Raw genomic sequence first — 26,321 nt, 5'->3', positions numbered from 1 at the left:
CAGCACAATCATCGAAATTTCTGGGCAAAGGAGCTTCACTGTGACTGTCCGCGTAGGCGTGAACGGCTTCGGACGCATCGGGCGTAACTTCTTCCGTGCGGTCGAGGCGCAGAAGGCGCTCGGCACCACCGACATCGAGATCGTCGCCGTCAACGACCTCACCGACAACGACACTCTCGCGACGCTCCTGAAGTACGACTCGATCCTGGGTCGCCTCGACAAGGACGTGCGTGTCGAGGGCGACTTCATCATCGTCGGCGACCAGAAGATCAAGGCACTCGAGATCAAGGAAGGCCCCTCCGCGCTTCCGTGGGGCGACCTGGGTGTCGATGTCGTCGTCGAGTCCACCGGTATCTTCACCGACGCCGCCAAGGCCAAGGGCCACATCGACGCCGGCGCCAAGAAGGTCATCATCTCCGCGCCGGCCAAGGGCGAGGACATCACCATCGTGATGGGCGTCAACGACGACAAGTACGACGGCAGCCAGAACATCATCTCCAACGCCTCGTGCACCACGAACTGCCTCGGTCCGATCGCCAAGGTCCTCGACGACAGCTTCGGCATCGAGAAGGGCCTGATGACGACGGTGCACGCCTACACGCAGGACCAGAACCTGCAGGACGGCCCGCACTCCGATCTGCGTCGCGCCCGCGCCGCCGCCCTGAACGTCGTCCCCACCGGCACGGGTGCCGCCAAGGCTATCGGCCTGGTTCTCCCGCAGCTGCTGGGCAAGCTCGACGGTTACGCGCTGCGTGTGCCGATCCCGACGGGCTCGGTCACCGACCTCACCGCCAACCTGCGCACCAAGGCGTCGGTCGAGGAGATCAACGCCGCCATGAAGGCCGCCGCCGAGGGACCGCTGAAGGGCATCCTGAAGTACAACACCGACCCGATCGTGTCCTCGGACATCGTCACCGACCCGCACTCGTCGATCTTCGACGCGCCGCTGACCAAGGTCATCGACGACCAGGTCAAGATCGTGTCCTGGTACGACAACGAGTGGGGCTACTCCAACCGCCTGGCCGACCTCATCGGTCTCGTCGGCAAGTCCCTCTGATACTCGCAGAACAGGACACCCGAACAGTGGCAGTTCAGACCCTGAAGGATCTGCTCGACGCCGGTGTCGAGGGCCGGGGCGTGCTCGTGCGCTCCGACCTCAACGTCCCGCTCGACGGCGAGACGATCACCGACGCCGGCCGCATCCTCGCGTCCGCGCCCACCATCCGCACGCTGGCGGAGGCCGGGGCGAAGGTCGTCGTGACCGCGCACCTCGGCCGCCCCAAGGGCGAGCCGGATCCGAAGTATTCGCTCGCGCCTGTCGCAGCGAAGCTCGGCGAGGTGCTCGGGCGCAACGTCCAGCTCGCCGGCGACGTCGTCGGGCAGGATGCGCTCGCGCGCTCCGAAGGCCTGACCGACGGCGACATCCTCCTGCTCGAGAACGTCCGGTTCGACGCTCGCGAGACCAGCAAGGACGACGCCGAGCGCCTCGCCTTCGCCCGTGAGCTCGTCGAGCTCGTCGGCGACGACGGCGCGTTCGTCTCCGACGGCTTCGGTGTCGTACACCGCAAGCAGGCGTCGGTCTACGACGTCGCGACGCTGCTCCCGCACTACGCGGGTGGTCTCGTCGCAGCCGAGGTCGAGGTGCTCGCCAAGCTCACCACCGACACCGAGCGTCCTTACGCCGTGGTGCTCGGCGGCTCGAAGGTCTCCGACAAGCTCGGGGTCATCGAGGCACTTGCACCCAAGGTCGACACGCTCGTCATCGGTGGCGGCATGTGCTTCACCTTCCTTGCGGCACAGGGGTATCCGGTCGGTACGTCGCTTCTCGAGGAGTCGATGATCGACACCTGCAAGCAGCTGCTCGAGCGGTTCGGCGACGTCATCCACATCCCGCAGGACGTGGTGGTGGCCGACAAGTTCGCGGCCGATGCACAATCGCAGACCGTCGCGGCCGACTCCATCCCCGAGGGATGGATGGGCCTCGACATCGGACCCGAATCCGTGCAGCGCTTCGCCTCGCTCCTCGGCTCCGCGAAGACGGTGTTCTGGAACGGCCCGATGGGCGTGTTCGAGTTCGAGAACTTCGCGGCCGGCACGAAGGGTGTCGCGGAGGCGATCATCGAGGCCACCGGCAAGGGCGCGTTCAGTGTCGTCGGCGGCGGCGACTCCGCTGCGGCCGTGCGGTCGCTCGGACTCGGTGAGGAGCGCTTCTCGCACATCTCCACCGGTGGCGGCGCCTCCCTCGAATACCTCGAGGGCAAGGAACTGCCCGGCATCTCGGTTCTGGAGGGCTGACGGGAATGGCACGGACACCGCTCATCGCGGGCAACTGGAAGATGAACCTCAACCACCTCGAGGCCATCGCTCTGGTACAGAAGATCGCGTTCACCCTTCCCGAGAAGTACCTCGAGAAGGTCGACGTGACGGTCATCCCGCCGTTCACCGACATCCGCTCGGTGCAGACCCTCGTCGAGGGCGACAAGCTCGGCATCACCTACGGGGCGCAGGACCTGTCGGTCCACGACTCCGGCGCCTTTACCGGCGAGATCTCCGGAGCGATGCTCGCGAAGCTCGGCTGCACCTACGTGGTGGTCGGGCACTCGGAGCGTCGCACTCTGCACGGTGAGACCGACGAGATCGTCCGCGACAAGACCAAGGCCGCGCTTCGGCACGGCCTCACGCCGATCGTCTGCATCGGCGAAGGTCTCGACGTCCGCGAAGCGGGCAACCACGTCGAGTACAACGTCGAGCAGTTGAAGAACTCGCTCGCCGGTCTGTCCGCCGACGAGATCGCGAAGATCGTCGTCGCGTACGAGCCGGTCTGGGCCATCGGCACGGGCAAGGTCGCTTCGGCGGCCGACGCCCAAGAGGTGTGTGCCGCGGTGCGCACCACCCTCGCCGAATCGGCCTCGTCCGAGGTCGCGGCATCGGTCCGTGTCCTGTACGGCGGGTCGGTCAACGCCAAGAACGTCGGTGAGCTCATCGCTCAATCCGATGTCGACGGTGGTCTCGTGGGAGGCGCCTCCCTCAAGGCCGACGAGTTCGCCCAGTTGTCGGCGATCGCTGCAGGCGGTCCGCTGCTCTAGGAGCGACGAGCACTGCGGTGGGGTGCAGGATCTCGACGAGATCCTGCACCCCACCGCTTTTCGCCTCTGTGCACCGATTTCCCGCGCGGCATCGTGCTCGCAGCGACCCTCACCGGCACACCCACGCCGTCCTCCCACGACGAGCGGGTAAGCTGACGCCGACGTCGCCCACCATCCGAAGGACATCGAACACCGACATGGAACTGTTCCTGGACATCCTCCTGATCGTCACGAGCCTGCTGCTCATCCTGCTGGTGCTGCTGCACCGCGGTAAGGGCGGTGGTCTGTCCAGCCTGTTCGGTGGCGGAGTCCAGTCCAATCTCTCGGGCTCGACGGTGGCGGAGAAGAATCTCGATCGTCTCACCGTCTTCACCGGCATCATCTGGGTGATCTCGATCCTCGGCATCGGACTGCAGATCAAGTTCAGCTGATCCCGGCGGCCGCACGGCCGCGGTCGCGCCCCGGCCCCCGGCCGCAGATACTGTCCGTATGACGGACACAGTGCCTGCCTCTGCGACCGAACCCCTCCGCGAGGACATCCGCCTGCTCGGCGGCATCCTCGGCAACGTCATCCGTGAGCAGGCGGGACCCGGCACCTTCGACCTGGTCGAATCCGCTCGGGTGGAGAGTTTCCGGATCCGGCGCTCCGAGATCGACCGCACCGAACTCGCCGACCGTTTCGCCGGTGTCGCCACCGACGACCTGCTTCCCGTCGCCCGCGCGTTCAGCCATTTCGGTCTGCTCGCCAATCTCGCCGAGGATCTGCACCGCGAACGACGACGCGCCCTGCACGTGCGGGCAGGTGACCCTCCGCAGGACAGCAGTCTCGCCGCCACCTACGCCAAACTCGATGCGGTCGGCCCGAGCCTGGACGCCGACACCGTGACCGAGGCGCTGGCCTCCGCCCTCGTCGCTCCCGTCATCACCGCTCATCCCACCGAGACCCGCCGACGGACCGTCTTCGACGTGCAGACCGCCGTCACCGAGCTCATGCGGCGCCGGGAGAAGACCGATGATCCCGGCGCGCTCGAGGAGATCGACCGTGCGCTCTACCGGCACATCCTCACCCTCTGGGACACCGCGCTCATCAGGCTCGCGCGGCTGCGGATCAGCGACGAGGTCGACAACGGTCTGCGCTACTACGACCTCGCGCTGTTCGACGTCGTTCCCGCTCTCAACGCCGAAGTGCGCCGCGAACTCCGGCGACGCTGGCCCGACGCCGCGGTGCTCACCGAGCCACTGGTGAGGCCCGGCACCTGGATCGGTGGCGACCGCGACGGCAACCCCAACGTCGATGGGCAGGTCGTCACCACCGCCGCGAATCGCGCCTGCGAGACCGCACTGCGTCATCACCTCACCGAACTCGCGGCGCTCGAACGCGAACTGTCGATGTCCGAACGCACCGCGACGATCAGCAGCGCCCTGAGGAAACTCGCCGACGACTCGGGTGACGACGATCCCGCGCACAGTGACGAGCCGTACCGGCGCGCCGTGCACGGCATCCGCGCTCGTCTCACCGCTACCGCGGACCGGTTGCTGCCCGGCGTCGACCTGCCCCACGTCGTCGACCTGCCCCACGTCGTCGGCCTGCCGTGCGAGCCGTATCCCTCACCGGCCCGGCTCCACGCCGATCTGAACATCGTCGATGCCTCCTTGCGCGCGGGCGGTGCCGCGGTGATCGCCGACGACCGGCTCGCCCACCTGCGCAGCGCCGTCGAGGTCTTCGGGTTCCACCTCGCCCCGCTCGACCTGCGGCAGAACTCCGAGGTCCACGAGAACGTCGTCGCCGAACTGCTCTCCTGGGCGGGGGTCACCGACCGCTACCGCGACCTCCCGGAGGACGACAAGGTCGCGCTCCTCACTGCGGAACTGCGGATCCGCCGCCCGCTCACCGCCGCCGACGCGCACCTGTCGGACGAGACGGCGAAGGAACTCGGCATCCTGCGTGCCGCCGCCGAAGTGGTCCGTCGCATCGGACCGGCCGCCATCGAGCACTACATCATCAGCATGTGCACCTCGGTGTCCGACCTGCTCGAGGTCGAGGTGCTGCTCAAGGAGGTCGGGCTCCTCGACCTCGACCGCGGCTATCCGCGCAGCACCGTCCAGGTCATCCCGCTCTTCGAAACCATCGACGACCTGCGCGGCGGAGCGGCCACGTTGACCGCTGCACTCGCCGTACCCGAGTTCCGCAGTCTCGTCGACGGGCACGACGGACTGCAGGAGATCATGCTCGGATACTCCGACTCCAACAAGGACGGCGGCTATCTCGCCGCCAACTGGGCCCTCTACCGCGCGGAACTGGACCTCGTCGAGAGCGCCCGCACCGCCGGGATCCGGCTGCGTCTGTTCCACGGACGAGGCGGCACCGTCGGCCGCGGCGGCGGACCGAGTTACGACGCGATCCTCGCGCAGCCGCCCGGGGCCGTACAGGGATCGCTGCGCCTGACCGAACAAGGAGAGATCATCGCCGCGAAGTACCGCGAACCGGTGCTCGCCCGCCGCAACCTGGAAGCGCTCGTCTCGGCGACCCTCGAGTCGAGCCTGCTGGACGTGGAAGGGCTCGGGAAGGACGCGCCGGAGGCCTATGGGGTCCTCGACGATCTCGCCGAGCGGGCCCGCGTCGCGTACAGCCGCCTCGTGCACGAGACCCCGGGCTTCGTCGAGTACTTCACCACGGCGACCCCGGTCTCGGAGATCGGTGCCCTCAACATCGGCAGCCGCCCCGCCTCCCGCAAGCAGACGAAGGCGATCAGCGACCTCCGGGCCATCCCGTGGGTGCTCTCGTGGACGCAGAGCCGGGTGATGCTTCCGGGCTGGTACGGCACCGGAACGGCCGTGCACGACTGGGTGGCCGGCGATCCGGACCGGTGGGCGATCCTGCAGGATCTCTACCGTCGCTGGCCGTTCTTCCGCTCGGTGCTGTCGAACATGGCGCAGGTGCTCGCCAAGTCCGATCTCGGCCTTGCTGCCCGCTATTCCGAACTCGTCGACGACGTCGAACTGCGCGAGCGGGTGTTCGGCAGCATCGTCGACGAACACGCCCGCACGGTCGACGCCTACAAGCAGATCACCGGGTACGACTCGCTCGTCGCCGACAATCCCGCCCTCGAACGGTCGCTGCACAACCGGTTCCCGTACCTCGAACCGCTCAACCACCTGCAGGTCGAGCTGCTGCGCCGGTTCCGCGCCGGCGAGGACACCGAGCGGGTCCGGCGGGGCATCCAGATCACCATGAACGGTCTCGCCACAGCGTTGCGCAACAGCGGTTAGAGAATTTTCTCGCCGGGCTGTCGATCCGGCCCCTGCCCGTTCGTCGTGATGGTGTAGGACGAAGACCACACCGACAGGAGCGACCGCCATGAAGTACATGCTGCTGATCTACGCATCCACGACCGACGAACCCACATGCACATTCGAGGACTGGCAGGACTACGAGAAGTCGATGCGCGATGCGGGAGTCCTCGTGTCGGGCCACGCCCTGCAGGACCTCGTCACCGCGACGTCCGTGCAGGTCGACGCGGACGGGCGCCGCACGGTGACCGACGGACCGTTCGGCGAGAGCCGCGAGGTGCTCGGCGGATACGACGTGATCGACGTCGGCAGCCTCGACGAGGCACTCGACTGGGCGGCTCGCTGCCCTGGTTCGAGGGACGGCGGCACAGTCGTCGTGCGCCCGATCGCCGACTTCGGGGACTGAGCGATGGGGGAGCCGGCCGCGGCCGTCGAGGCGGTGTTCCGGGAGGAACACGGCCGGCTCCTCGCGGCGCTCGTCCATCGATTCGGCGATCTCGACCTCGCGGAGGAGGTCGCATCGGACGCGCTGGAGGCGGCACTCGTGCGTTGGCCCGTCGACGGCGTACCCGAGCGCCCGGGCGCCTGGCTGCTCACCACCGCCAGGCGCCGAGCGCTGGACCGGGTACGCCGCGACCGCGTGTATGCGACGCGGCTCGCCGAACTCGCCATCGACACCGAACGTCGTGCGTCGCAGGAGATACCCGAGACCGGTGAGCTACCGGACGACCGCCTCGAATTGTTCTTCACGTGCGCCCACCCCGCCCTCGCCGCCGACGACCGCGTCGCGCTGATCCTGCGCTGTCTCGGCGGGCTCACGACGAACGAGGTGGCCCGCGCCTTTCTCGTTCCGCCGCCGACGATGGCGCAGCGAATCGTGCGGGCCAAGAAGAAGATTCGAGGTGCTCGGATACCGTTCCGAGTGCCGCGTCCCGACGAACTGCCCGAGCGGCTACCCGTGGTGCTCGCCGCGTTGTACTCGATATTCACCGAGGGCTATGCCGCCAGCAGCGGCGAAGATCTCCAACGCATCGATCTCGCCGACGAAGCGCTCCGCCTCACGCGCATCCTGCATCGGCTGATGCCGTCGGAACGGGAGGTGAGCGGCCTGCTCGCGCTCATGTTGCTCGTCCATGCCCGCCGGGACGCGCGCACCGACCCATCCGGCGCCGTGATGCTGCTCGACGTGCAGGACCGCACCCGCTGGGACCGCGCGATGATCGACGAGGGCAGTGCACTGGTGGTCACCGCTCTTACCGGGGGACCACCCGGCCCGTACGGAGTGCAGGCCGCGATCGCCGCGCTGCACGACGAGGCGAGCGATGTCGAGAGCACCGATTGGCCGCAGATCGTCGCGCTCTACGACGTGCTGATCGCGCTGAGCCCGTCGCCGGTGGTTGCGCTGAATAGGGCCGTGGCGGTCGCGATGCGCGATGGACCCGCGGCCGGGCTCGAACTCCTCGACGGTCTCGTCGAGGAACCGAGTCTGCGCGACTACGGGCCGTACATGGTGGCGCGGGCCGAGCTGCTGGGCCGGGTCGGACGGAAAGGCGAAGCGGCCGAAGCGTATCGGCGCGCACTCGAACTCGCCGGTACCGAACCCGAGCTGCGGCACCTCCGAATGCGGTTGGCAGAGTTGGTGAATCGACAGGACCGGTGAACGATTTCGGGGCATCGCGGTCTTCGGCTGTGCGACTTCGAATCGCACGTGCCGGTTGCACGGCGCCCGAAGTGCCCGTCTGTACTCAGCGATATTCGTCCACCAGGTCCAGGTAGTCGTCCCACAGCGGAGTGGGGGTGTCGGTCAGCGCCGCGTCCAGGCGATCGAGGTAGTACTGCCATCCCGGCCCGATCTCACCGGCTTCCGAGCGGGGGACATGACGGTGCGTGAACTCCAGGGTGGTGACCCGGCCGACCTGACGCAGCGCCACCTCGAGCAGCCACCCATCCACCTCGACGGCGAATCCGTTCGGAGGAGAACACCGGAGTATGTCCACATAGGTGGTGGCCGAGTCGTGGTCGTCGGTCATCGTCAGCCGGATACGCCCTGACGCCGGGTCGCCCGTATACGTGCCGTACCAGCGACCCAGCTTCTCGGAGTCGGTGAGTGCAGCCCAGACCTCACCGATCGGAAGCAGAAAATTGCGGTGGTAGGTCAGCCGGACCAACGACGAATCGTTCGGGCAATCACGTTCCGGGCTCACTTCACCGGTGACCGTCCTCGGCGTGCTCATCACCACTCCTCTCGATTCGCGCTCGCCCTTACCGGAATTGTCCTGCATCCGATTGCCGGCACGATCCGGTTTCACCGGGATGGTTCCTCCACCGCGTCGAAGGAGGTACGCAACCGTTGGTTCGGTAGCAGCGCAACTGTGACGAGCCCGACGACGGACAGCACCGACAACAGGAGAAAGACCCGGCCGATGCCCTCGCCGTGAGGCGGCACCGTCGCGGCGAGGAGGGGAAGGCCCACCGCCGCACCGATCAGGCGGAAGAAGAACACCGCGGCCCCGGCCGCTCCGAAACGCTCCGGGGCCACAGCGTTCTGAACCAGCGATACGAGGTTCTGCAGCAGAACTCCGATTCCCAGACCGAGAAGCAGGACGGCGAGTTCGATCCACCAGATCGGCGCACTTCGGTCGGTGAACACGAGCATCGTGCATCCGGCGAGTTGGAGGAGGGCCCCGGCCACGAGCAATGCCTTCCACTTGCCGAAGCGCGTGATGAGACGACCCGATGCGAAGGACGACAGGGCGAGTCCGAAAACCAGTGGGGTCAGCAGGATCCCTGTGGCAGTGGCTGAGTGATGGCGCGCCGCCTGGAAGAACTCGCTGAGGAAGGACAGCGCCGCGTAGAAGGCGAACCCGGACGACATCGACGCGACGAGGGTGCATGCGACGGTGCGCTGCCCGAACAGGTCGATCGGCACCACCGGTGTAGGAGCGCGACGTTCGACGGCGATCGCACCAACGAGCAGGCCGGCCCCCACGGCCGGATATCCGATCTGTGGCCAGGACAGCAGGCCGTCGTCGAACTCGCCGCTGCCGGTGACCCACACCAGCACCAGCGTCACTCCTGCGGTGAGCAGGACGGCGCCGAGCCAATCTGTCCGCGTGTCCGACGAGCGACGCGGTCGAGGCGTCAACCTGCGTCGCAGCGCGACCAGTGCGAGCACGGCCGGTGCCGCAGGGAGGAGGAAGCAGGCACGCCAGCTCAGAGGAGTATCGACGAGTGCTCCGCCGAGGAGCGGACCGCCTGCCATCGACACAGCCATGACCACGGCGCCGTATCCGGAATAACGGCCCTGCTCCCGCGGTGGGATGAGTGCGCCGAGCACCGCGACGGTGACGGCCACGACGCCGCCGAGGCCGACCCCTTGCACCACACGGCCGGCGAGAAGGACGGGCAGCGTCGGAGCACAGGCCGAGATCACGGACCCGACCGTCAGCGTCAGCAGTGCGATCTGGACGAGGATCTTGGTGTCGTAGCGGTCGGAGATCGATCCCCAGACCGGGGTGGACGACGCGTTGGCCAACAGTGCAACCGTGATGATCCAGGTCAGGCCTACGGAGCCGCCACCGAGTTCTGCCGTGACGGCGGGCAGGGCGGGGATCGCCACGGTGCCCGAGAGCAACGCGGCGAACAGTGCGGCGAGCAGGGGCAGCAGCACCGCGAGAATGTCGTGATGTGTGGGTGGTGGAACCACGGACGTCGGTGACGAGGGCTGCGGATTCGCAGCATTGTGCGAGGACATGACGGGGTCCTTGGAAGAAGTCGGCGCTCGACAGCGTCGAGTACGCGGGTGGGAAGCGAAGGCAACATGATGCGAAGGCACGCCGGGATCGGACCGCCGGAAGGCGGGATCACCACTGCGATACTCGTCGCTCCATGTTCTGCATTCGCATGACATCTCCTCGGGCGGGTGGACGCTTCCGTGTCCACCGAATAGGTATTCCCAGTGTGCGCCATCGGCGGGCGGGAACACGAGTAGTGCGCTACTCGATCTCCTCCGGACCGGATCGGTCGAGAACGTAGATGCCGAGTACCAGCCTCACCGGGGGGACGTAGGTGGCAGTGGTGCAGCTCCCTCGCTCCACGTCGTGCTGTCGTCGTACACGATGTCGGTCAGGTCTGCGTCGTGAAACTCGATACCGATCAACGTCGCGCCTGTGAGGTCGGCACCGTAGAGGTCGACGCCGGTCAGGTGAGCGTCGGTGAAATCGGTTCCTCGGAGATCGGCGTACGCCAGCACACTCTCGGTCAGATCGGCGCCGTAGAGGTCTGCGTCGGTCAGGGAGGCGCCGGCAAGGCAGGACGACGAGAGATCTATCGCGTTGGCCCCATCGTGAGCGGCGTCCCGTCGTCCGATGGCGGTGAGGGCTGCTTGCACATCGACAGGGGGGCGGGGCTCGGTGAGAGGAGCCGGTGATTCGGTGCACTCCGGCGTGACCGGGGCATGGGTTCGGATGAAGGCACCCAGGATCTCGAATATCGTCGGATGGTCGGGGATCGAGTCCCTGGACAAGCGTTCGAGGGAGTAGACCGCGCCCAAGCGGACGTCGAGCGTCGACGAGCCGAGCTGTTCGATGGCTTTGCTGAAACGCTCGGTGAGGAGGCCTTGTTCGGAGAGCTTGTACTGGTTTTCGTTGGCGCGTAACGACTGGCCGGAGAACCAGAGGGCACCGACGGCTGCAACAGTGGTGGCAAGCGACGCCACCTTGGGCCATCCGTGCCAACCGAGGATACGACTGCCGCGATGTCTGATCCGCAGCCACCACGGTTGTGGTGACGACGAAGGTGCCGGATGCCGTGTCGTGGGTTGCAACCGTACCGTCTGTTGTCGTCGGCGTGGTTCGGGGGAACGACGCGGAATGTTGCGCGCGGGGTGCATGCGTCTTCCTGTCTCGGATCAGGTCGGGTCCGTCCCGCATCGGATTCGAGAATCGATGCTTCGAGCGGGGTGATCGTCTCCTTCGCAAGGGGTACCGTTCCGGTTGCGGCGCCGTTTCCGAATCGTCGTGAACCGACTGCTTTCCCGCTTCTGCAACATGATTCCCACCCCGCTGCCTCGATCGGCTGTGATGTGCATCCTGCGCGTCCTGTGTGCGAGCGGCACGGGTAGTGCGCTACCTGCTTCCCTTGCGCTCACCGTCGGGCCATGCAGTCGAGGGGTGATTCGGACGAAACGCCGCGACCGTTTCGTTACATCTCGTACGCTGCACCACGGAAGCGACGAGGGGGCGACGTGGACGATGCGCAGCAAGGGTATTGGAACAGGCGGCGTTTTCTCGCCGGGATGGCCACGACCATGGCGGCGCTCGTCGGCACCGCAGGGGTGTTCGCACGGGAGTCGAACGCGAGTCCGCTGAGCGAGACGCCTGCGGTGCGCGACACGATCAACGGGGTGCTCGCGTTCGTCGTGCCCGGCAACGACCCGTATTCGCACCAGCAGGGCATGTGGACCGACCGTCCCGGTGGCGTCACCGCCGGCACGGCGGAATCTCTGGAACGCACCCTGGATCAGGCGTCTCCGATGCCTCTGCTCGGGCCCGCGGCGGGCAATCTGCCCGGTGCCGCGGCGATCGCTCTGCTGCTCAACACCTTCGGTGTCACCGCGGACCCGCGTGCGGTGAGCGGACCGTTCGCGGCGCCGTTCGCGAACCTGAGTCATGCAGCCAAGGCACAGGTCTTCGAATGGCTCGACACCGACCCGCGTTTCGAGGGGCTGGTGCTGAAGTTCGTGGTCAACGCGATCCCCACGCTGGCTGCCTTCGCGGCATTCTCGGAGGTCTCCGCCTACGACCGCACGCGGCGGGAGATCGCGGGGCGTCCGGTCGGCTGGGAGTTGAGCCGCTACGCCGGGCCGAGCGACGGATGGGACGAGTTCCTGGGCTACTACGGCGGAATCGACGAGGTGGAGGGATAGATGACCGACGTCATCGTGATCGGGGCAGGCGGCGGCGGACCTGTCGTGGCCAAGGAGCTCGCAGCACGCGGTCTCGACGTGCTCGTCCTCGAAGCGGGACCTCGGTTCGCCGATCCCGAGAACGAATGGACCCACTTCGAGGACGACGTCAACAATCCGATCACCGGGCTGTTCCGCCACGGACCGGGAGACCGATCGCGCCCTCCGTGGCTGCGCGATCTGCCCCAGAATTCGTTCGTGTGGCAGGTGTCCGGCGTCGGTGGCACCACGCTGCACTTCTTCGGGAACTCGCCCCGGGCGGCACCCGGGGCATTCTCCGGATACGACGGTGCCGATCGCGACATGTACGATACGGCGCACCTGTTCCCCTTCGGCTACGACGAGCTGCGTCCCTACTACGAGTGGGTAGAGGCCACTCTTCCGGTGCAGACCGCGCCGATGGGCGCCAAGGAACAACTGTTCCTGCGCGGTGCAGCCGCGATGGGTCTTCCGCACCAGACCTCGCTCGATACCACGCGGGCCGCTCACCGCGCCCAGCAGAACGCGATCCTGCAACCCGCCGGCACTGCCGGTCGCACCCACGACCGCTCGCGTCTGCACCATCCCGAAGCCCGGGGATGCACGATGTGCGGGCACTGCTATCAGGGATGTTTCCTCCCGCTGGGCGCGCCGCGGAATCTGAAGGCCAAGCGTTCCACCGACAACTCGTACGTCCCGATGATGCTCACCGCCGACGCGTGGTCCCCGCAGGGACGACCCGTCACGCTGATCGCCGACGCGGTGGTCTCCGAAATCCTCGTCGAGCAGGTCCACGGGGAGACCACCGCGCGCGGGGTGCGGCTCACGACGGCAGGGGAGGAGCACGAGGCGACCGCCCCGGTGGTGGTGCTCGCGGCCGGGTGCATCGAGAGCCCGCGGCTGTGGCTGAACTCGACGCTGCCGAATCCGAACGGATGGGTCGGCCGCGGCCTCACCGATCACCACATGGACGCGGTCTTCGGCGTCTTCGACGAGTACACGGGGCAGACGCGCGGACCCGGATCCAATGCGCGTGTCGACCTGCCGGGATACGGCGGTATCGAACAGGTCGGCCTGCCTCCGGCGTTGATCGCGTACGCACTGAACTTCAGCGACTCCGGGATTCACGGATACGGACGCGCCGGGAGCGTCGTCGACTCCGCGGGTGCCGACAGTGTGGGGCGACTTGTCGGCCGCGACCTGCTCGACACGATGTCGGATGCCGACCGGGTTCTCGCGGCGCTGGTCATCTCCGACGACGACGTCGAACCGGACAACCGGGTGACGCTGTCACCGATCCTCTATCCGGACGAGGGAGGTCCGGCACCGCGGGTGACCGTGCACCATCGCCGTCGTTCCGCCCGCACCCGCCGCAATCGCGATCATGCGACTCGTAAGGCCGTCGAATTGATGCGGGCCGCGGGGGCGAAGAGGGTGCATCGCTGCGACTGGCCCCCGCTGATCCTGCATTCCCAGTCCAGCATGAGGATGGGCGTGAGCGATCAGGATTCGGTGCTCGACGCCGACGCCGAAGCCCGATGGGTGAAAAGGCTGTTCATCGCCGACAATTCGGCGCTGGCCAACAGCCTCGGAGGTCCGAACCCGACGTTGACGACGCAGGCGATCGCCACCCGGACTGCCGAGCGGATCTTCGCGAAGTATTTCGGCGGCAGTGCGTGGGTGACGCACGAGAACCCCGTTTCGTCGATCGCCGACCGCGTCACGGCGGCGGTGATCGAGCGCGGTATCTGACCGCGAGTCCCCGTGCGAGCAGGTGATTTCGTCCCGAATGGAACCATCGGGCGTTCCGGCGCGTCGAACGAGACAGAGGGCCGTGACGACAACGGTCCACGACGGGAGGAGTTCACCGGCATGGACCCACGAACGGTGCGATGTGTCCCGGGCCGATCACGACTACGTACCCTCCGGTCGACGGCAGGTCCGCGTTCGGCTCTCCGGATACGTTGCGTACGAATCAGTCTCGACGACTGTGACGGAAGCGAGCAGGGAAGATCCTCAGGAGAACCCCGCACGACGGACGAGGCCGACGATCCCGACTTCGACGGCGCCGGCACGTGACCGTCGGGGCGCCGGTCACGATTGCGGGAGTTGCGCGGCGGCCGCCGGATCGAGGAACCACACGGTGCGTTCGGTGCCACGGGCGCCCGCCGAGGGGAAGTCCTCGGGCGCGGCACCGCCCACGGCCGCCGCGACGGCCTCGGCCTTGGCAGCGCCGGTGACCAGCAGCCACACCTGCCGCGCCCGCTGCACGGCGGGCAGCGTCAGCGTCACCCGCGCCGACGGGGGCTTCGGGGAATCGTCGACACCCACCACGAACCGTTCCGACTCACGCACCGCGTCGGTGTGGGGGAACAGCGAATTGATGTGTCCCTCACCGCCCATGCCGAGCAGGTGCACGTCGAACACCGGCGCGGTGCCGTCGGGGGAGTGCGCTGCGAGGAGTTCGGCGTACCGCTGCGCCGATGCCTGCGGCGTGCTGCACCCGTCCTCGCCGAGCGCCGGCATGGTGTGGATGCGGGCCGGGTCGATCGGCACGTGGTCGAGCAGCGCTTCCCGGGCCTGCACCTCGTTACGCTCCGGGTCTCCGGGCGGGAGGAAACGTTCGTCGCCGAAGTAGACGTTCACTGCCGACCAGTCGATACCACCCTGGTCTCGGCGCACATGTTCGAGCATCGCGATACCGGTGCCGCCGCCGGTGAGCACGACATGGGCCTGCACCCGCTCGCGCTGCGCGGCGACGACCGCGTCGACGAAGGCGGACGCCGCGGCGCGCGCGACCTCGTCGGCATCGGCGAAACGCAGGATTTCGGATGGGTTCCGGGCGGGGTCAGACATATTCCACCTTCGGCAGGGCCGACAATGCGGCTTCGTAGACTTCGTCGGGATCGAGTCGGCGCAGTTCCTCGGCCAGACATTCCGCCGAGTTCCGGCGTGCCAGACTGATCAGCGAATCGGGCTTGTGGGTGCGCTCGAGGGTCGCCACGCGACCTTCCTGCGGCCGTTCCAGCGCGATCGTCTGCGAGGTCGTGCGCAGTTCCACCCGCAGTTCGCCGATCGATCGCTCGACGGGACAGTCGAGACGGCTCGCGAGCCAGCCTGCGATCAGGTCGACCGCGGGCTCGGTCCGCAGCCCCGAGACGCGGGCCGAGAGCACCGGTTCGTGCGGTGGCTGGTCGAGCGCCGAGACCAGCAGCGCCCGCCAGTAGGTGATCCGTGCCCAGGCCAGATCCGTGTCGCCCGGTCGGTAACCGGACAGGCGGGTCGCGAGATCGGAGCGTGGATCGTCCGAGTTGGTCACGTCCGTGATACGGCGGACGGCCAGACGCCCCACCGGATCCTCGGCAGGTACCGCGGGGGCCTGGTTGGGCCACCACGCGACGACCGGTGTGTCCGGCAACAGGAACGGCACCACGACCGATTCCTGGTGCTCACCGAGTTCTCCGTGCAGGGCGAGGATCAACGCCTCGGAGGCGCCGGCCTCACCGGCGACCCGGATCTCCGCATCGAGCCGCGACGGGCCGTCCTGGCGACCACGACCGACGACGATCACGCGACAGGGATGTTCCTTCGACGCCTCGGTGGCCGCGGTGATCGCGGCGTCGAGACCCCGGGCGTCGCCGGCACACACGATGAACGTGAGAACACGGCCCTGCGTGACCATTCCGCTCGACCGTCGCAACTCCACCAGCTTGCGGCTGATCGCGTTGGCGGAGGTGTTGCGCAACTGCAGCCTCACGGACGCCTCCATTCCCGGCCCGTACGCCGCAGCATCTCGTCGGCCGAATGCGGACCCCAGGTACCGGATTCGTAGGGCTCCGGTCGTCCGTTCGCCGCCCAGTGCTCGAGCACCGGATCGAGGATCTTCCAGGACAACTCGACTTCCTCGTCCACCGGGAACAACGACGGGACACCGAGAAGAACGTCCAGGATCAGCCGCTCGTACGCCTCCGGGGAGGAGACCGTGAACGCCTGGCCGTAACTGAAGTCCATGTTCACGTCCCGGACCTCCATCTCGGAGCCGGGCACCTTCGAACCGAATCGCATCGTGACACCCTCGTCGGGCTGCACCCTGACGACCAGCGCGTTCTGACCGAGTTCCTCGGTCATGGTCTTGTCGAACGGCAGGTGCGGAGCCCGTTTGAAGACCACCGCGATCTCGGTGACCCGGCGTCCGAGCCGCTTGCCGGTGCGCAGATAGAACGGCACACCCGCCCAGCGGCGGGTGTCGACCTCGAGGGTGATGGCCGCGTACGTCTCGGTGGTCGAGTCCGCCGCGAAACCCTTCTCCTCGAGCAGGCCGACGACCTTCTCGCCGCCCTGCCAGCCGGATGCGTACTGGCCGCGCGCGGTGGTCTCGTCGAACGGCTCCGCCGGCCGCGTCGCCGAGAGCACCTTGATCTTCTCGGCGTGCAGCTCCGACGCCGCGAAGCTCACCGGCTCCTCCATCGCGGTGAAGGCGAGGAGTTGAAGCAGGTGGTTCTGGATGACGTCGCGGGCTGCTCCGATTCCGTCGTAGTAGCCCGCCCGTCCACCGAGACCGATGTCCTCGGCCATCGTGATCTGCACGTGGTCGACGTAGTGGGCGTTCCACACCGGCTCGAACATCTGGTTCGCGAAACGCAAGGCGAGGATGTTCTGCACCGTCTCCTTGCCGAGATAGTGATCGATGCGGAAGACGGATTCCTCGGAGAACACCTCACCGACAACGGAATTGAGCGTGCGTGCGCTTTCGAGATCGTGCCCGAAAGGCTTCTCGATCACGACGCGACTCCACGACCCGTCGCGTGCCGCGGCCAGACCCGAACGCGACAGCTGCCCGCACACCACGGGGAAGGCATCCGGCGGGACCGACAGATAGAAGGCGTGGTTGCCGCCCGTACCCCGTTCGCGGTCGAGCTTCTCGAGGGTCGTCGCGAGTTCCGCGAATGCCGCGTCGTCGTCGAAGGTGCCCTGCACGAAGCGGATCCCTTCCGCGAGGCGCTGCCAGACCTCCTCACGGAAGGGGGTACGCGAATGCTCACGCACCGCGTCGTGAACCACCTGACCGAAATCCTCGTCGGCCCAGTCCCTCCGGGCGAAACCGACGAGCGCGAATCCGGGCGGCAGGAGGCCGCGATTGGCGAGATCGTAGACGGCGGGCATCAACTTGCGCCGGGCGAGATCACCGGTCACGCCGAAGATCACCAGCGCACACGGGCCGGCGATACGGGGCAGTCTGCGATCTCTGTTGTCCCGGAGCGGATTCACCCACTCCGCCGCACCGGATTCGGGCACGTTCAGCCCTCCGCGCCCGGCGCGTGAGCCGCGAGCTGTTCCGCCGTCGCCCCGAGCAGGTCCTTCCAGGACACGACGAACTTCTCCACGCCCTCGTCCTCGAGCTTGCGGAAGACGTCGGGAAGATCCACACCGACCGACGTCAGCGCGTCGAACACCTGCTGGGAGGCGGTGATGGTGCGGGTCACGGTGTCGCCCGTGACCTCGCCGTGGTCGGCGACGGCCTCGAGGGTCTTCTCCGGCATCGTGTTGACGGTGTTCGGCGCGACCAGCTCGGTGACGTAGAGGGTGTCGGGGTAATCGGGGTTCTTCACACCCGTCGACGCCCACAGCGCACGCTGGGGAACGGCACCCGCCTCGGCGAGCTGCTCGAAGCGCGTTCCGCCCTCGAACGCCCGCTGGTAGGCGGCGTACGCGAGTCGCGCGTTGGCCAGGCCGGCCTTGCCGCGCAGGGCCAGCGCCTGATCGGTGCCGATCTCCTCGAGGCGCGGGTCGATCTCGGTGTCGACACGCGAGACGAAGAACGATGCCACCGAGCGGATCGTCGACAGGTCGTGACCGGCGGCCTTCGCCGCGGTGAGACCGTCGAGGTAGGCCTCGATGACCCGCTCGTAACGCTCGACCGAGAAGATCAGGGTGACGTTGACGCTGACGCCCTCACCGATCACCCGGGCGATGGCCGGCAAACCCGCCACCGTCGCGGGGATCTTGATGAACAGGTTCGGGCGGTCGACGATGCGCCACAGATCGAGGGCCTGCTGGACGGTGTCGTCCGTCTTGTGCGCCAGACGCGGGTCGACCTCGATCGACACCCGTCCGTCGAGGCCGTTCGTCGCCTCGAACACCGGCGCGAGGACATCGCAGGCCGACCGGACGTCGTCGGTGGTGACGGTGCGGATCGCCTCGGTGGCGTCGGCGCCGGCTCCGGCGAGGTCGCGGATCTGCGAGTCGTAGGCGTGGCCCTTCGACAGGGCGGCCTGGAAGATCGACGGGTTGGTCGTCACACCCACGACACTGCGGGTTGCGACGAGCTCGGCGAGCTTGCCGGAGTCGATGAGGTCGCGGGACAGGTCGTCCAGCCACACCGACACACCCTGGGCGGACAGTTCGGCCAGTGCAGCGTTCTGCGTGGAAGTCTGCTGGGTCATCGGATCATCCCTTCACTCGGGTCAGCGAGCGGCGCGCAGCGTCGACGACGGCCTCGGCGGTGATGCCGAACTCGCGGTACAGGGTCTTGTAGTCGGCGGAGGCGCCGTAGTGCTCGAGCGAGACCGGCTCACCGGCGTCGCCGATCAGGCGGTACCAGGGCATGGCGAGCCCGGCCTCGACGGACACCCGGGCACGCACCGACGGGGGCAGGACCTCGTCGCGGTAGGCCTGGTCCTGCTCGAGGAAGCGGTCGAGCACCGGCACGGAGACGACGCGGGTGGGCACACCGTCGGCCTCGAGGGTCTCGCGCGCAGCGACGGCGAGCTGGACCTCGGAGCCGGTCGCGAGGATCACGACCTCCGGGGTGTCCGAGGACGCCTCGGCCAGGACGTAGGCACCGCGGGCGACACCTTCGGCAGCCTTCTCCCGCGTGCCCTCGAGCACGGGGACGTTCTGGCGGGTCAGCGCGAGCGCGGTCGGGCCGGTGCGGTTCTCCAGCGCGGCCTTCCACGCGAACGACGTCTCGTTGGCGTCGGCCGGACGGATCACGGCGAGATTCGGGATCGCGCGCAGCGCCGCGAGGTGCTCGATCGGCTGGTGCGTCGGACCGTCCTCGCCGAGACCGATCGAATCGTGCGTCCACACGTAGATCGACGGCGTCTGCATGAGAGCCGCGAGACGCACTGCGGGCCGCATGTAGTCGGAGAAGACGAGGAAGGTGCCGCCGTAGGGGCGGGTCGGGCCGTGCAGGGCGATGCCGTTGAGGATCGACCCCATGGCATGCTCGCGCACACCGAAGTGCAGGGTGCGTCCGTAGGGCTGTGCGTTCCAGTCCTTCGTCGAGATCGACTCGGGACCGAAGGAGTCGGAACCGGGGATCGTGGTGTTGTTGCTGCCGGCGAGGTCGGCGGATCCGCCCCACAGCTCGGGCAGCATCGGTCCGAGCGCGGCGAGGGCCTTGCCGGACGCCGAGCGGGTCGCGGGACCGCTCTCGGTGGGCTCGTAGGTCGGCAGGGCGTCGACCCAGCCTTCCGGGAACTCACCGGCGTGCAGGCGATCGAACAGTTCCTTGCGCTGCGGTTCCCGGGTGGCCCACGCGTCGAAGTCGGCCTGCCACGCGGCGCGCGCCTCGGCGCCCCGCGCCACGACCTGCCGGGTGTGCTCGATCACCGCCGGATCGACGTCGAAGTTCTTCTCGGGGTCGAAGCCGAGGATCTTCTTGATCTCGGCGACCTCGTCGGCGCCGAGCGCGGCACCGTGCGCATCGCCGCTGTTCATCTTCGTCGGGGCCGGGTAGCCGATGATCGTGCGGACGGAGATGAAGGACGGACGGTCGGTGACGGCCTTGGCTGCCTCGACGGCCTCGAGCAGTGCGGTGACGTTCTCGCCGCCCTCGACGGTCTGCACATGCCAGCCGTACGCCTCGTAACGCTTGGCGACGTCTTCACCGAGAGCGATCGCTGTGTCGTGCTCGATGGAAATCTTGTTGTCGTCGTAGAAGACGATGAGGTTGCCGAGCTGCTGGACGCCGGCGAGCGACGACGCCTCGGAGGTCACACCCTCTTCGATGTCGCCGTCGGAGGCGATGACGTAGACGTAGTGGTCGAACGGGCTCTTGCCTGCGGGAGCCTCGGGATCGAACAGGCCGCGCTCGCGGCGGGCGGCCATCGCCATGCCGACCGCGGAGGCGAGACCCTGGCCGAGCGGACCGGTGGTCATCTCGACCCCGGCGGTGTGCCCGTACTCGGGGTGGCCCGGGGTGAGCGAACCCCACGTGCGCAGTGCCTCCAGGTCGGCGAGCTCGAGGCCGTAGCCGGACAGGTACAGCTGGACGTACAGCGTCAGGCTCGAATGTCCGCACGAGAGCACGAAGCGGTCGCGACCGACCCACTCGTGGTCGGTGGGATCGTGGCGCATCACACGCTGGTAGAGGGTGTACGCGAGGGGAGCGAGGCTCATCGCGGTACCGGGATGCCCGTTTCCGACCTTCTGCACGGCGTCGGCGGCGAGCACGCGCGCGGTGTCGACCGCCTTGGTGTCCAGGTCGGTCCAGTCGGCAGGATGCGCAGGCTGGGTGAGGGTGCGGATCTCGTCTGTGATCGACACGAGCGTGAAGTCTCCTGACATGGGTGTACGGGGTCCCGGCGGGTGGAAGTCGGCCCGCGCGCTACTTCAGACTAGTGCGCTGCTCCGAACGGGTCGATTCGGTCCGGGCAACGGTCCGGTCTACCATCGTTCGTAGTAGAGGGAGCGTCCGGAACCGGGCGACCGTGAACGGGCGAAACGAAGGTGCGGATCCGCGTGGGACAAGGAGACAGTGTGCGGGCAGGGCGACGGCCGGGAGGACACGGCTTCGGCGCCCCCGAAGCGCCGAGCACCCCGCGCCCCGACACCGCGTGGGGCCGGATCTCCGGCACCGTCCTCGCCTACATCGCGTTGACCAAGCCGCGCGTGATCGAACTTCTGCTGGTCGCGACCATCCCCGCGATGCTGTTCGCCGACCGCGGGAACGTCGACATCGTGCTCATCCTGAGCACACTGTTCGGCGGATGGATGGGCGCGGCGAGCGCCAACTCGCTCAACTGTGTCGTCGACGCCGACATCGACAAGGTGATGAAACGCACGGCGTTGCGTCCGCTCGCCCGGCAGACGGTGCCGACGCGCAACGCCTTCGTCTTCGGCATGGTGCTCGGTGTCGCGTCGTTCGCGTGGCTGTGGTGGCGGGCCAACCTGCTGGCCGGGTTGCTGGTCGTGGCGACCATCGCGTTCTACGTCCTCGTGTACACGATGGTGCTGAAGCGCCGGACCTGGCAGAACGTCGTCTGGGGCGGTGCAGCCGGGTGTATGCCCGTGATGGTCGGCTGGGCCGCCGTGACGGGTTCGCTGAGCTGGGAACCGATCGTGCTGTTCCTGGTCATCTTCTTCTGGACGCCGCCGCACACCTGGGCGCTCGCGATGCGCTACAAGGAGGACTACAAGGCCGCGGGTGTGCCGATGCTGCCGGTGATCGCCACCGAACAGCACGTCACCAAGCAGATCCTGATCTACACCTGGGCGACGGTGATCGCGACGCTGGTGATCGTCCCCGCTGCCGGTGTGGTCTACGCGGCGGTCGCGCTGCTCGCGGGCGCCTGGTTCCTGATCGTCGCCCACCAGCTGTACAACAGCGTGCGCGGAGGAGCGTCGGTCAAGCCGCTCAAGCTGTTTCTGCAGTCCAACAACTACCTCGCAGTGGTGTGTCTGGGGCTGGCGATCGACTCCGTGCTCGCGCTGCCCACGATCGGCTCGTATTTCTGATCGTCGCTCCACACGACGACTGCTCCCACGACGACGCCCCGGCCGAACGGCCGGGGCGTCGTCGTCCGTGGACTCGGGCGATCATGGGATCAGGACGATCGATCCGGTTGTCCGGCGCCCCTCGAGATCGGTGTGGGCCCGGGCGGCCTCGGCCAGGGGGTAGCGCGCACCGACACGGAGTTTCAGTGACCCGTCGGCGAGCGCCGCGAGCACGTCGCCCGCACGCCACAGCAGCTCGTCACGGTCGCGGGTGTAGTGCACGAGGGTCGGGCGGGTGACGAACAGCGATCCCGCCGGGTTGAGGCGCTGCAGGTCGAAGGGCGGGACGGGCCCGCTCGCGGCACCGAACAGGGCGACCGTGCCGCGCACCCGGACGGACGCCAGCGAGGCCTCGAAGGTCGCGGCACCGACACCGTCGTACGCCGCGGCCACGCCTTCGCCGCCGGTCAGTTCGCGCACGCGTTCGGCGAGGTCGTCGCCGTAGCGCAGCACGTGGGCGGCACCTGCGTCGCGGGAAAGGGCCTCTTTCTCGTCGGACGACACGGTGGTGATCACCCGCACACCCTTGGCGACGGCGAGCTGAGTGAGGATCAGCCCCACACCGCCCGCGCCGGCGTGGACGAGCACCGTCTCACCGGGCTGTGCCGCATAGACGGAGTTCAGCAGGTAGTGCGCCGTCATCCCCTGCAGCAGGACCGAGGCGGCCTGGTCTGCGGGGACGGACTCCGGGACCGGAACCGCGACTGCCTCGCGGACGCGGACCAGCTCGGCGTACGAACCGGGCGCCTCGGACCAGGACACCCGGTCGCCGACCGCGGTGTCCCGCACACCCTCGCCGACGGCGACGACCGTGCCGGTGCCCTCGGAACCCGGAATGTAGGGGAGTTCCGTCCTGTAGAGCCCGCTGCGGAAGTAGGTGTCGATGAAGTTGACGCCGATCGCGTCGGTGCGGACCAGCAGCTCACCCGGGCCGGGTGAGGGGTCGGGTCGTTCGACGGGAACGAGGACGTCGGGGCCTCCGTGCTGTGCCACTTCGATTGCGTGCATAGCGCTCACAGTATTCTGCAGACATGAGCGTCGAAACACAGGTCGTGGCCGCGCCGGCCGACATCGTCTCGTCCATCCGCAGCTTCGTCGCCGACCACGGCGGTTCCGGCAAGGCCGTGCTGCAGCCCATCGGTCTGTCGGGCGTCCGGATCACCGTCGTCGCCGCCGACGGCACTCTCGGCGACCGTGTCGCGAAGGATCTGCCGACGGCGCGCGCCATCGTCGAGGAGATCCCCGACGTCACCGTCTCGGAGTGGGACCGCGAGGTCACCAGCATCGCGAACCCGCAGAAGGGTCATTGGGCGAAGATGGCCGGCTGGGTGGCGCGTCAGACCAAGTTCCCGAAGGCTCGCAACGAGCGCTGACCGGCCCGACCCGTACGACGATCGTCGGCCCCCTTCCCGGATCCGGGAAGGGGGCCGCGTCCACTATCGATCAGACCGGAACGGGCTCGCGGTCCGGTGTGGTCGTGCGTGTTCGTCCGGCGGCCCAGACCGCGGCGGTGGCCGCCGTGCACAGTCCGGCCCCGGCGACGTGGAAGACGACCAGCACGGCGGGCACGTCCGTCCAGAATTGGACGAGGCCGATGCCGGCCTGCGCGACCACCAGGGCGAGCACGACCTTCAGGCGGAGCGTGACGGCACGCGGGGCGTGGACCGCGTAGACGGCGAAGGTCAGACCGATCAGCAGCGCGAGATAGCCGACGAGCGCTTCCGCGTGCAGATGGACGAGATTCGTGATGTCGAGTGCGAGACGCGGGACAGGATCGTCGATGCTCTTGTCGCCGGCGTGCGGGCCGGCGCCGGTGACCATCGTGCCGAGAGTGAGGACCACGCCGAGGGCGACGCCCGACAGTGCGGTGAGCCATCGCAGCGGCTGGGGCAGCACCTGCACCACCGTGCCGTCGTCGGGTTCGCTCACCTTCGCGTAGAGCACCGTTGCCAGCCACACCATGAGCATCGACACGAGCAGGTGGATCGCGACCGTCCACCATGCGAGCCCGGCCAGCACGGTGATCCCGCCGATGATCGCCTGCAGCACGGTGCCCGCGGGCATCACCCATGCCCAGGCGATGACCTCCTTGCGGCGACGGGCCCGGGTGACGGCCAGCACGATCGCTGCGGCCACGGCCACGACCACGAAGGTAAGCAGCCGGTTGCCGAACTCGACGACCTGGTGCAGCGTGTCCACTCCGCTCGACACACCCACCGGGACCATCGAGCCGGGGAAGCACTGCGGCCAGGTGGGGCAGCCCAGTCCGGAGGCGGTGACGCGGACGACCGAGCCGGTCACGGCGATGCCACCCTGGGTGAGAATCGTGAGGAACGCGATGATCTTCTGCGTCCGCAACGAAGGCAGGGGGAGACGGTCCACAAGGCTCAGGTAGCCGCGATACAACACGATTCGATGGTACGGCGTGAACCACTACACGCTGTAGTTGGGTCGCGCCGGAGCGGGTAGTCCACGGCTCAGGTGAACCGGAACCATCGGGCCGCGGCGGTGCCGCCGATCACCGCCCACACCACGAGTGCGACGATCGACAGCCAGTCGAACACACCTGTCGTGGCGCTCTCGAGCGCGAGGGTCAGCGCCCCGGACGGGACGATCCGCAGCAGGTGGGCCACCGCTTCCGGGATCACGTCGCCGAGCACCACGACGCTGCCGATCCCGAGCAGCACGAACCACACGATGTTCGCGAGGGCGAGCACGATCTCGGCGCGCAGCGTTCCACCGAGGAGCAGACCCAGTGTCGCGAACATCACCGTGCCGAGGGCGATGACGACCGCTCCGATGAGCAGGTCGACGGGGGAGGGGCGCCAGCCCAGCGCAAGTCCGATCGCTCCGAGCAGCACGGACTGCAGGACGACGACGAGCCCCACCGCCGCGCTCTTCCCGGCGATGATTCCCCACTTGGGAAGCGCTGTCGCGCCGATCCGCTTGAGGGCGCCGTAGCGCCGGTCGAAGCCCACGGCGATCGCCTGACCGGTGAACGCCGTCGACATCACCGCCACCATCATCACCGCAGGCAACACGCGATCGACCCGCGAGTCGCCGAGATCGCCGATCGGCAGCAGGGACAGTCCGATCAGCAGCGTGATGGGGATGAACATGGTCAGCAGGAGCTGCTCGCCGTTGCGCAGCAACAACTTGAGTTCCATGACTGTCTGCGCCGCGAGCATTTTCGCCGGCGCGTTGGGCTGCGGTCGCGGGGTGAAGGTCCCCTCCGCGAACCGGTTGTTCGCCAGACGATCGTGGGTCACGCTCACCCTCTCAACTCCCGTCCGGTCAACTCGAGGAAGACGTCCTCGAGGCTGCGCTGATCCACCCGGATCTCGGTTGCCAGTGCTCCCAGGCTCGCGCACCAGGTCGCTGCCGCCGCCACGACCGACGGTTCGATCGTGCCCTCGACGAGATACCGACCTGGATTGTCCTCGCGGACCCGGTGGGTGCCGGCGAGGCTCGATTGCAGTGCGCTCAGGTCGAGGCCGGGAGGCGCGGTCAGCCACAGCTGACCCTCGGCGCCGTCGCGGGTGACCTCGTCGGGCGTGCCCGCGGCGACCACCCGTCCGTGATCGATGATGACGATCTCGTCGGCGAGTTCTTCGGCCTCGTCCATGAGATGGGTGGTGAGCAGCACACTCACACCGTCGCGGCGCAATGCGTCGATCAGTTCCCAGACGAGCAGCCGCGCCTGAGCGTCGAGGCCGGCCGTCGGTTCGTCGAGAAACACGAGTTCGGGGCGCCCGACCAGAGCGCACGCGAGCGCGAGACGCTGCTGTTGCCCGCCCGACAACCGGCGGTACGGGGTGCGGCGGGCGTCCGTGAGTCCGAGCCGCTGGAGCAGCCAGTCCGGATCGAGGGGGTCGGCCGAGTACGCCGCGACCAGATCGAGCATCTCGCCGGCCCGTGAACCCGGATAGGCACCTCCGCCCTGCAGCATCACCCCGATCCGGGGGCGGAGGGCGTCGGAATCGGCGACGGGGTCGAGCCCCAGGACGCGGACGGTACCGGCGTCAGGGGTGACGAACCCCTCACACATTTCCACGGTGGTGGTCTTACCGGCGCCGTTCGGACCGAGAAGGGCGAGCACCTGGGCGCGTTCGACGGTCAGGTCGAGACCGTTCACGGCGGTGACGCCCCCGTAGGTCTTGACGACGCCGTCCAGGCGCACGGCCGGTACCGCACCGGCGGGAGAACTCGGGATCACAGGG

General features: G+C 68.0%; 23 protein-coding genes. 11 read left to right on the top strand and 12 right to left on the bottom strand.

Annotated elements, in window-relative coordinates:
- The first annotated feature begins 40 nt into the window (after positions 1–40).
- The 7 genes from gap (at position 41) to GON09_RS06970 (ending at position 8,037) form a co-directional block, all read left to right on the top strand.
- The gene (gene gap / locus GON09_RS07000; protein WP_213931178.1) at positions 41–1,057 is read left to right on the top strand and encodes a type I glyceraldehyde-3-phosphate dehydrogenase; all 1,017 of its coding nucleotides are present in this window, start codon (positions 41–43) and stop codon (positions 1,055–1,057) included.
- A gap of 26 nt (positions 1,058–1,083) precedes the next feature.
- Positions 1,084–2,295, top strand: a complete 1,212-nt coding sequence (locus GON09_RS06995; protein WP_213931177.1) for a phosphoglycerate kinase — start codon at positions 1,084–1,086, stop codon at positions 2,293–2,295.
- Positions 2,296–2,300: 5 nt separating this feature from the next.
- Positions 2,301–3,086 (top strand): triose-phosphate isomerase, encoded by a 786-nt coding sequence (gene tpiA, locus GON09_RS06990; protein ID WP_213931176.1) that lies wholly within the window; start codon positions 2,301–2,303, stop codon positions 3,084–3,086.
- Positions 3,087–3,283: 197 nt separating this feature from the next.
- Positions 3,284–3,517 (top strand): preprotein translocase subunit SecG, encoded by a 234-nt coding sequence (secG, locus tag GON09_RS06985; RefSeq protein ID WP_006551479.1) that lies wholly within the window; start codon positions 3,284–3,286, stop codon positions 3,515–3,517.
- A 58-nt stretch (positions 3,518–3,575) separates the two neighbouring features.
- Positions 3,576–6,356, top strand: coding sequence for a phosphoenolpyruvate carboxylase (gene ppc, locus GON09_RS06980; protein ID WP_213931175.1), 2,781 nt, complete (start codon positions 3,576–3,578; stop codon positions 6,354–6,356).
- Positions 6,357–6,444: 88 nt separating this feature from the next.
- Positions 6,445–6,783, top strand: coding sequence for a YciI family protein (locus GON09_RS06975; protein WP_213931174.1), 339 nt, complete (start codon positions 6,445–6,447; stop codon positions 6,781–6,783).
- Between the two features lie 3 nt (positions 6,784–6,786).
- Positions 6,787–8,037, top strand: coding sequence for an RNA polymerase sigma factor (locus GON09_RS06970; protein WP_213931173.1), 1,251 nt, complete (start codon positions 6,787–6,789; stop codon positions 8,035–8,037).
- An 85-nt stretch (positions 8,038–8,122) separates the two neighbouring features.
- On the opposite strand, the gene GON09_RS06965 is transcribed toward GON09_RS06970, so the two are convergent.
- The 3 genes from GON09_RS06965 to GON09_RS06955 form a co-directional block, all read right to left on the bottom strand.
- Positions 8,123–8,611: an SRPBCC domain-containing protein gene (locus tag GON09_RS06965; RefSeq protein WP_213931172.1), complete on the bottom strand. Its 489-nt coding sequence runs from the start codon at positions 8,609–8,611 to the stop codon at positions 8,123–8,125.
- Positions 8,612–8,682: 71 nt separating this feature from the next.
- Complete coding sequence (locus GON09_RS06960; protein ID WP_213931171.1) at positions 8,683–10,131, bottom strand: MFS transporter; 1,449 nt, start codon at positions 10,129–10,131, stop codon at positions 8,683–8,685.
- A 297-nt stretch (positions 10,132–10,428) separates the two neighbouring features.
- A complete protein-coding gene (locus GON09_RS06955; RefSeq protein ID WP_213931170.1) occupies positions 10,429–11,094 on the bottom strand; it encodes a pentapeptide repeat-containing protein in 666 nt (221 codons plus the stop codon).
- 579 nt (positions 11,095–11,673) lie between these two features.
- Here GON09_RS06955 and GON09_RS06950 point away from each other — a divergent pair.
- Both GON09_RS06950 and GON09_RS06945 read left to right on the top strand, forming a co-directional pair.
- On the top strand, positions 11,674–12,303 hold the full coding sequence (locus tag GON09_RS06950; RefSeq protein WP_244865423.1) for a hypothetical protein: 630 nt from the start codon (positions 11,674–11,676) through the stop codon (positions 12,301–12,303).
- Positions 12,304–14,073, top strand: a complete 1,770-nt coding sequence (locus GON09_RS06945) for a GMC family oxidoreductase N-terminal domain-containing protein (RefSeq protein ID WP_213931168.1) — start codon at positions 12,304–12,306, stop codon at positions 14,071–14,073.
- A 342-nt stretch (positions 14,074–14,415) separates the two neighbouring features.
- Here GON09_RS06945 and pgl read toward each other — a convergent pair whose 3' ends face one another.
- From pgl to tkt, 5 genes are read right to left on the bottom strand one after another with little or no spacing between them, the layout of a single operon-like run.
- Positions 14,416–15,177, bottom strand: coding sequence for a 6-phosphogluconolactonase (gene pgl / locus GON09_RS06940; protein WP_213931167.1), 762 nt, complete (start codon positions 15,175–15,177; stop codon positions 14,416–14,418).
- Positions 15,170–16,078, bottom strand: a complete 909-nt coding sequence (gene opcA / locus GON09_RS06935; protein ID WP_374195288.1) for a glucose-6-phosphate dehydrogenase assembly protein OpcA — start codon at positions 16,076–16,078, stop codon at positions 15,170–15,172. Before opcA ends, pgl begins: the two co-directional genes overlap by 8 nt.
- Positions 16,075–17,616 carry a glucose-6-phosphate dehydrogenase gene (gene zwf, locus GON09_RS06930; RefSeq protein ID WP_213931165.1) on the bottom strand — a complete coding sequence of 514 codons (1,542 nt, stop codon included), beginning with the start codon at positions 17,614–17,616 and terminating at the stop codon, positions 16,075–16,077. The genes opcA and zwf overlap by 4 nt, the downstream gene beginning before the upstream one ends.
- 2 nt (positions 17,617–17,618) lie before the next feature.
- Positions 17,619–18,764 carry a transaldolase gene (gene tal / locus GON09_RS06925; RefSeq protein WP_213931164.1) on the bottom strand — a complete coding sequence of 382 codons (1,146 nt, stop codon included), beginning with the start codon at positions 18,762–18,764 and terminating at the stop codon, positions 17,619–17,621.
- 4 nt (positions 18,765–18,768) lie between these two features.
- Positions 18,769–20,871 carry a transketolase gene (gene tkt, locus GON09_RS06920; protein ID WP_213931163.1) on the bottom strand — a complete coding sequence of 701 codons (2,103 nt, stop codon included), beginning with the start codon at positions 20,869–20,871 and terminating at the stop codon, positions 18,769–18,771.
- Between the two features lie 213 nt (positions 20,872–21,084).
- Between tkt and GON09_RS06915 the strand changes: the two genes are divergently transcribed.
- Positions 21,085–22,062 carry a heme o synthase gene (locus GON09_RS06915; protein ID WP_213931162.1) on the top strand — a complete coding sequence of 326 codons (978 nt, stop codon included), beginning with the start codon at positions 21,085–21,087 and terminating at the stop codon, positions 22,060–22,062.
- Between the two features lie 81 nt (positions 22,063–22,143).
- Here GON09_RS06915 and GON09_RS06910 read toward each other — a convergent pair whose 3' ends face one another.
- Positions 22,144–23,109 (bottom strand): quinone oxidoreductase family protein, encoded by a 966-nt coding sequence (locus tag GON09_RS06910; RefSeq protein ID WP_213931161.1) that lies wholly within the window; start codon positions 23,107–23,109, stop codon positions 22,144–22,146.
- A gap of 23 nt (positions 23,110–23,132) precedes the next feature.
- On the opposite strand from GON09_RS06910, the gene GON09_RS06905 reads away from it, so the two are divergent.
- Positions 23,133–23,474, top strand: a complete 342-nt coding sequence (locus GON09_RS06905; protein ID WP_213931160.1) for a hypothetical protein — start codon at positions 23,133–23,135, stop codon at positions 23,472–23,474.
- 70 nt (positions 23,475–23,544) lie between these two features.
- Here GON09_RS06905 and GON09_RS06900 read toward each other — a convergent pair whose 3' ends face one another.
- The 3 genes from GON09_RS06900 to GON09_RS06890 all read right to left on the bottom strand — a co-directional run bounded on the left by GON09_RS06900 (position 23,545) and on the right by GON09_RS06890 (position 26,317).
- On the bottom strand, positions 23,545–24,510 hold the full coding sequence (locus GON09_RS06900) for a COX15/CtaA family protein (protein ID WP_213931159.1): 966 nt from the start codon (positions 24,508–24,510) through the stop codon (positions 23,545–23,547).
- Positions 24,511–24,578: 68 nt separating this feature from the next.
- Positions 24,579–25,376, bottom strand: a complete 798-nt coding sequence (locus GON09_RS06895) for an ABC transporter permease (RefSeq protein ID WP_213931158.1) — start codon at positions 25,374–25,376, stop codon at positions 24,579–24,581.
- A complete protein-coding gene (locus GON09_RS06890) occupies positions 25,373–26,317 on the bottom strand; it encodes an ABC transporter ATP-binding protein (RefSeq protein WP_213931157.1) in 945 nt (314 codons plus the stop codon). The genes GON09_RS06895 and GON09_RS06890 overlap by 4 nt, the downstream gene beginning before the upstream one ends.
- Between the last annotated feature and the right edge of the window lie 4 nt (positions 26,318–26,321).

It is taken from the genome of Rhodococcus sp. B50, from assembly GCF_013602415.1.
Lineage (GTDB): Bacteria > Actinomycetota > Actinomycetes > Mycobacteriales > Mycobacteriaceae > Rhodococcus.
Note: the sequence above shows the minus strand (reverse complement) of the source record. Positions and strands in the feature narration are given on the sequence as shown.

Bases quoted from the DNA above. Each gene is read 5' to 3' on its own strand.
- GON09_RS06905 (WP_213931160.1), top strand. From the start codon at position 23,133: ATGAGCGTCGAAACACAGGTCGTGGCCGCGCCGGCCGACATCGTCTCG.
- GON09_RS06965 (WP_213931172.1), bottom strand. From the start codon at position 8,611: ATGAGCACGCCGAGGACGGTCACCGGTGAAGTGAGCCCGGAACGTGAT.
- GON09_RS06945 (WP_213931168.1), top strand. From the start codon at position 12,304: ATGACCGACGTCATCGTGATCGGGGCAGGCGGCGGCGGACCTGTCGTG.
- GON09_RS06970 (WP_213931173.1), top strand. From the start codon at position 6,787: ATGGGGGAGCCGGCCGCGGCCGTCGAGGCGGTGTTCCGGGAGGAACAC.
- secG (WP_006551479.1), top strand. From the start codon at position 3,284: ATGGAACTGTTCCTGGACATCCTCCTGATCGTCACGAGCCTGCTGCTC.
- tal (WP_213931164.1), bottom strand. From the start codon at position 18,764: ATGACCCAGCAGACTTCCACGCAGAACGCTGCACTGGCCGAACTGTCC.
- ppc (WP_213931175.1), top strand. From the start codon at position 3,576: ATGACGGACACAGTGCCTGCCTCTGCGACCGAACCCCTCCGCGAGGAC.
- pgl (WP_213931167.1), bottom strand. From the start codon at position 15,177: ATGTCTGACCCCGCCCGGAACCCATCCGAAATCCTGCGTTTCGCCGAT.
- GON09_RS06975 (WP_213931174.1), top strand. From the start codon at position 6,445: ATGAAGTACATGCTGCTGATCTACGCATCCACGACCGACGAACCCACA.
- GON09_RS06960 (WP_213931171.1), bottom strand. From the start codon at position 10,131: ATGTCCTCGCACAATGCTGCGAATCCGCAGCCCTCGTCACCGACGTCC.
- GON09_RS06910 (WP_213931161.1), bottom strand. From the start codon at position 23,109: ATGCACGCAATCGAAGTGGCACAGCACGGAGGCCCCGACGTCCTCGTT.
- tpiA (WP_213931176.1), top strand. From the start codon at position 2,301: ATGGCACGGACACCGCTCATCGCGGGCAACTGGAAGATGAACCTCAAC.
- GON09_RS06950 (WP_244865423.1), top strand. From the start codon at position 11,674: ATGGCCACGACCATGGCGGCGCTCGTCGGCACCGCAGGGGTGTTCGCA.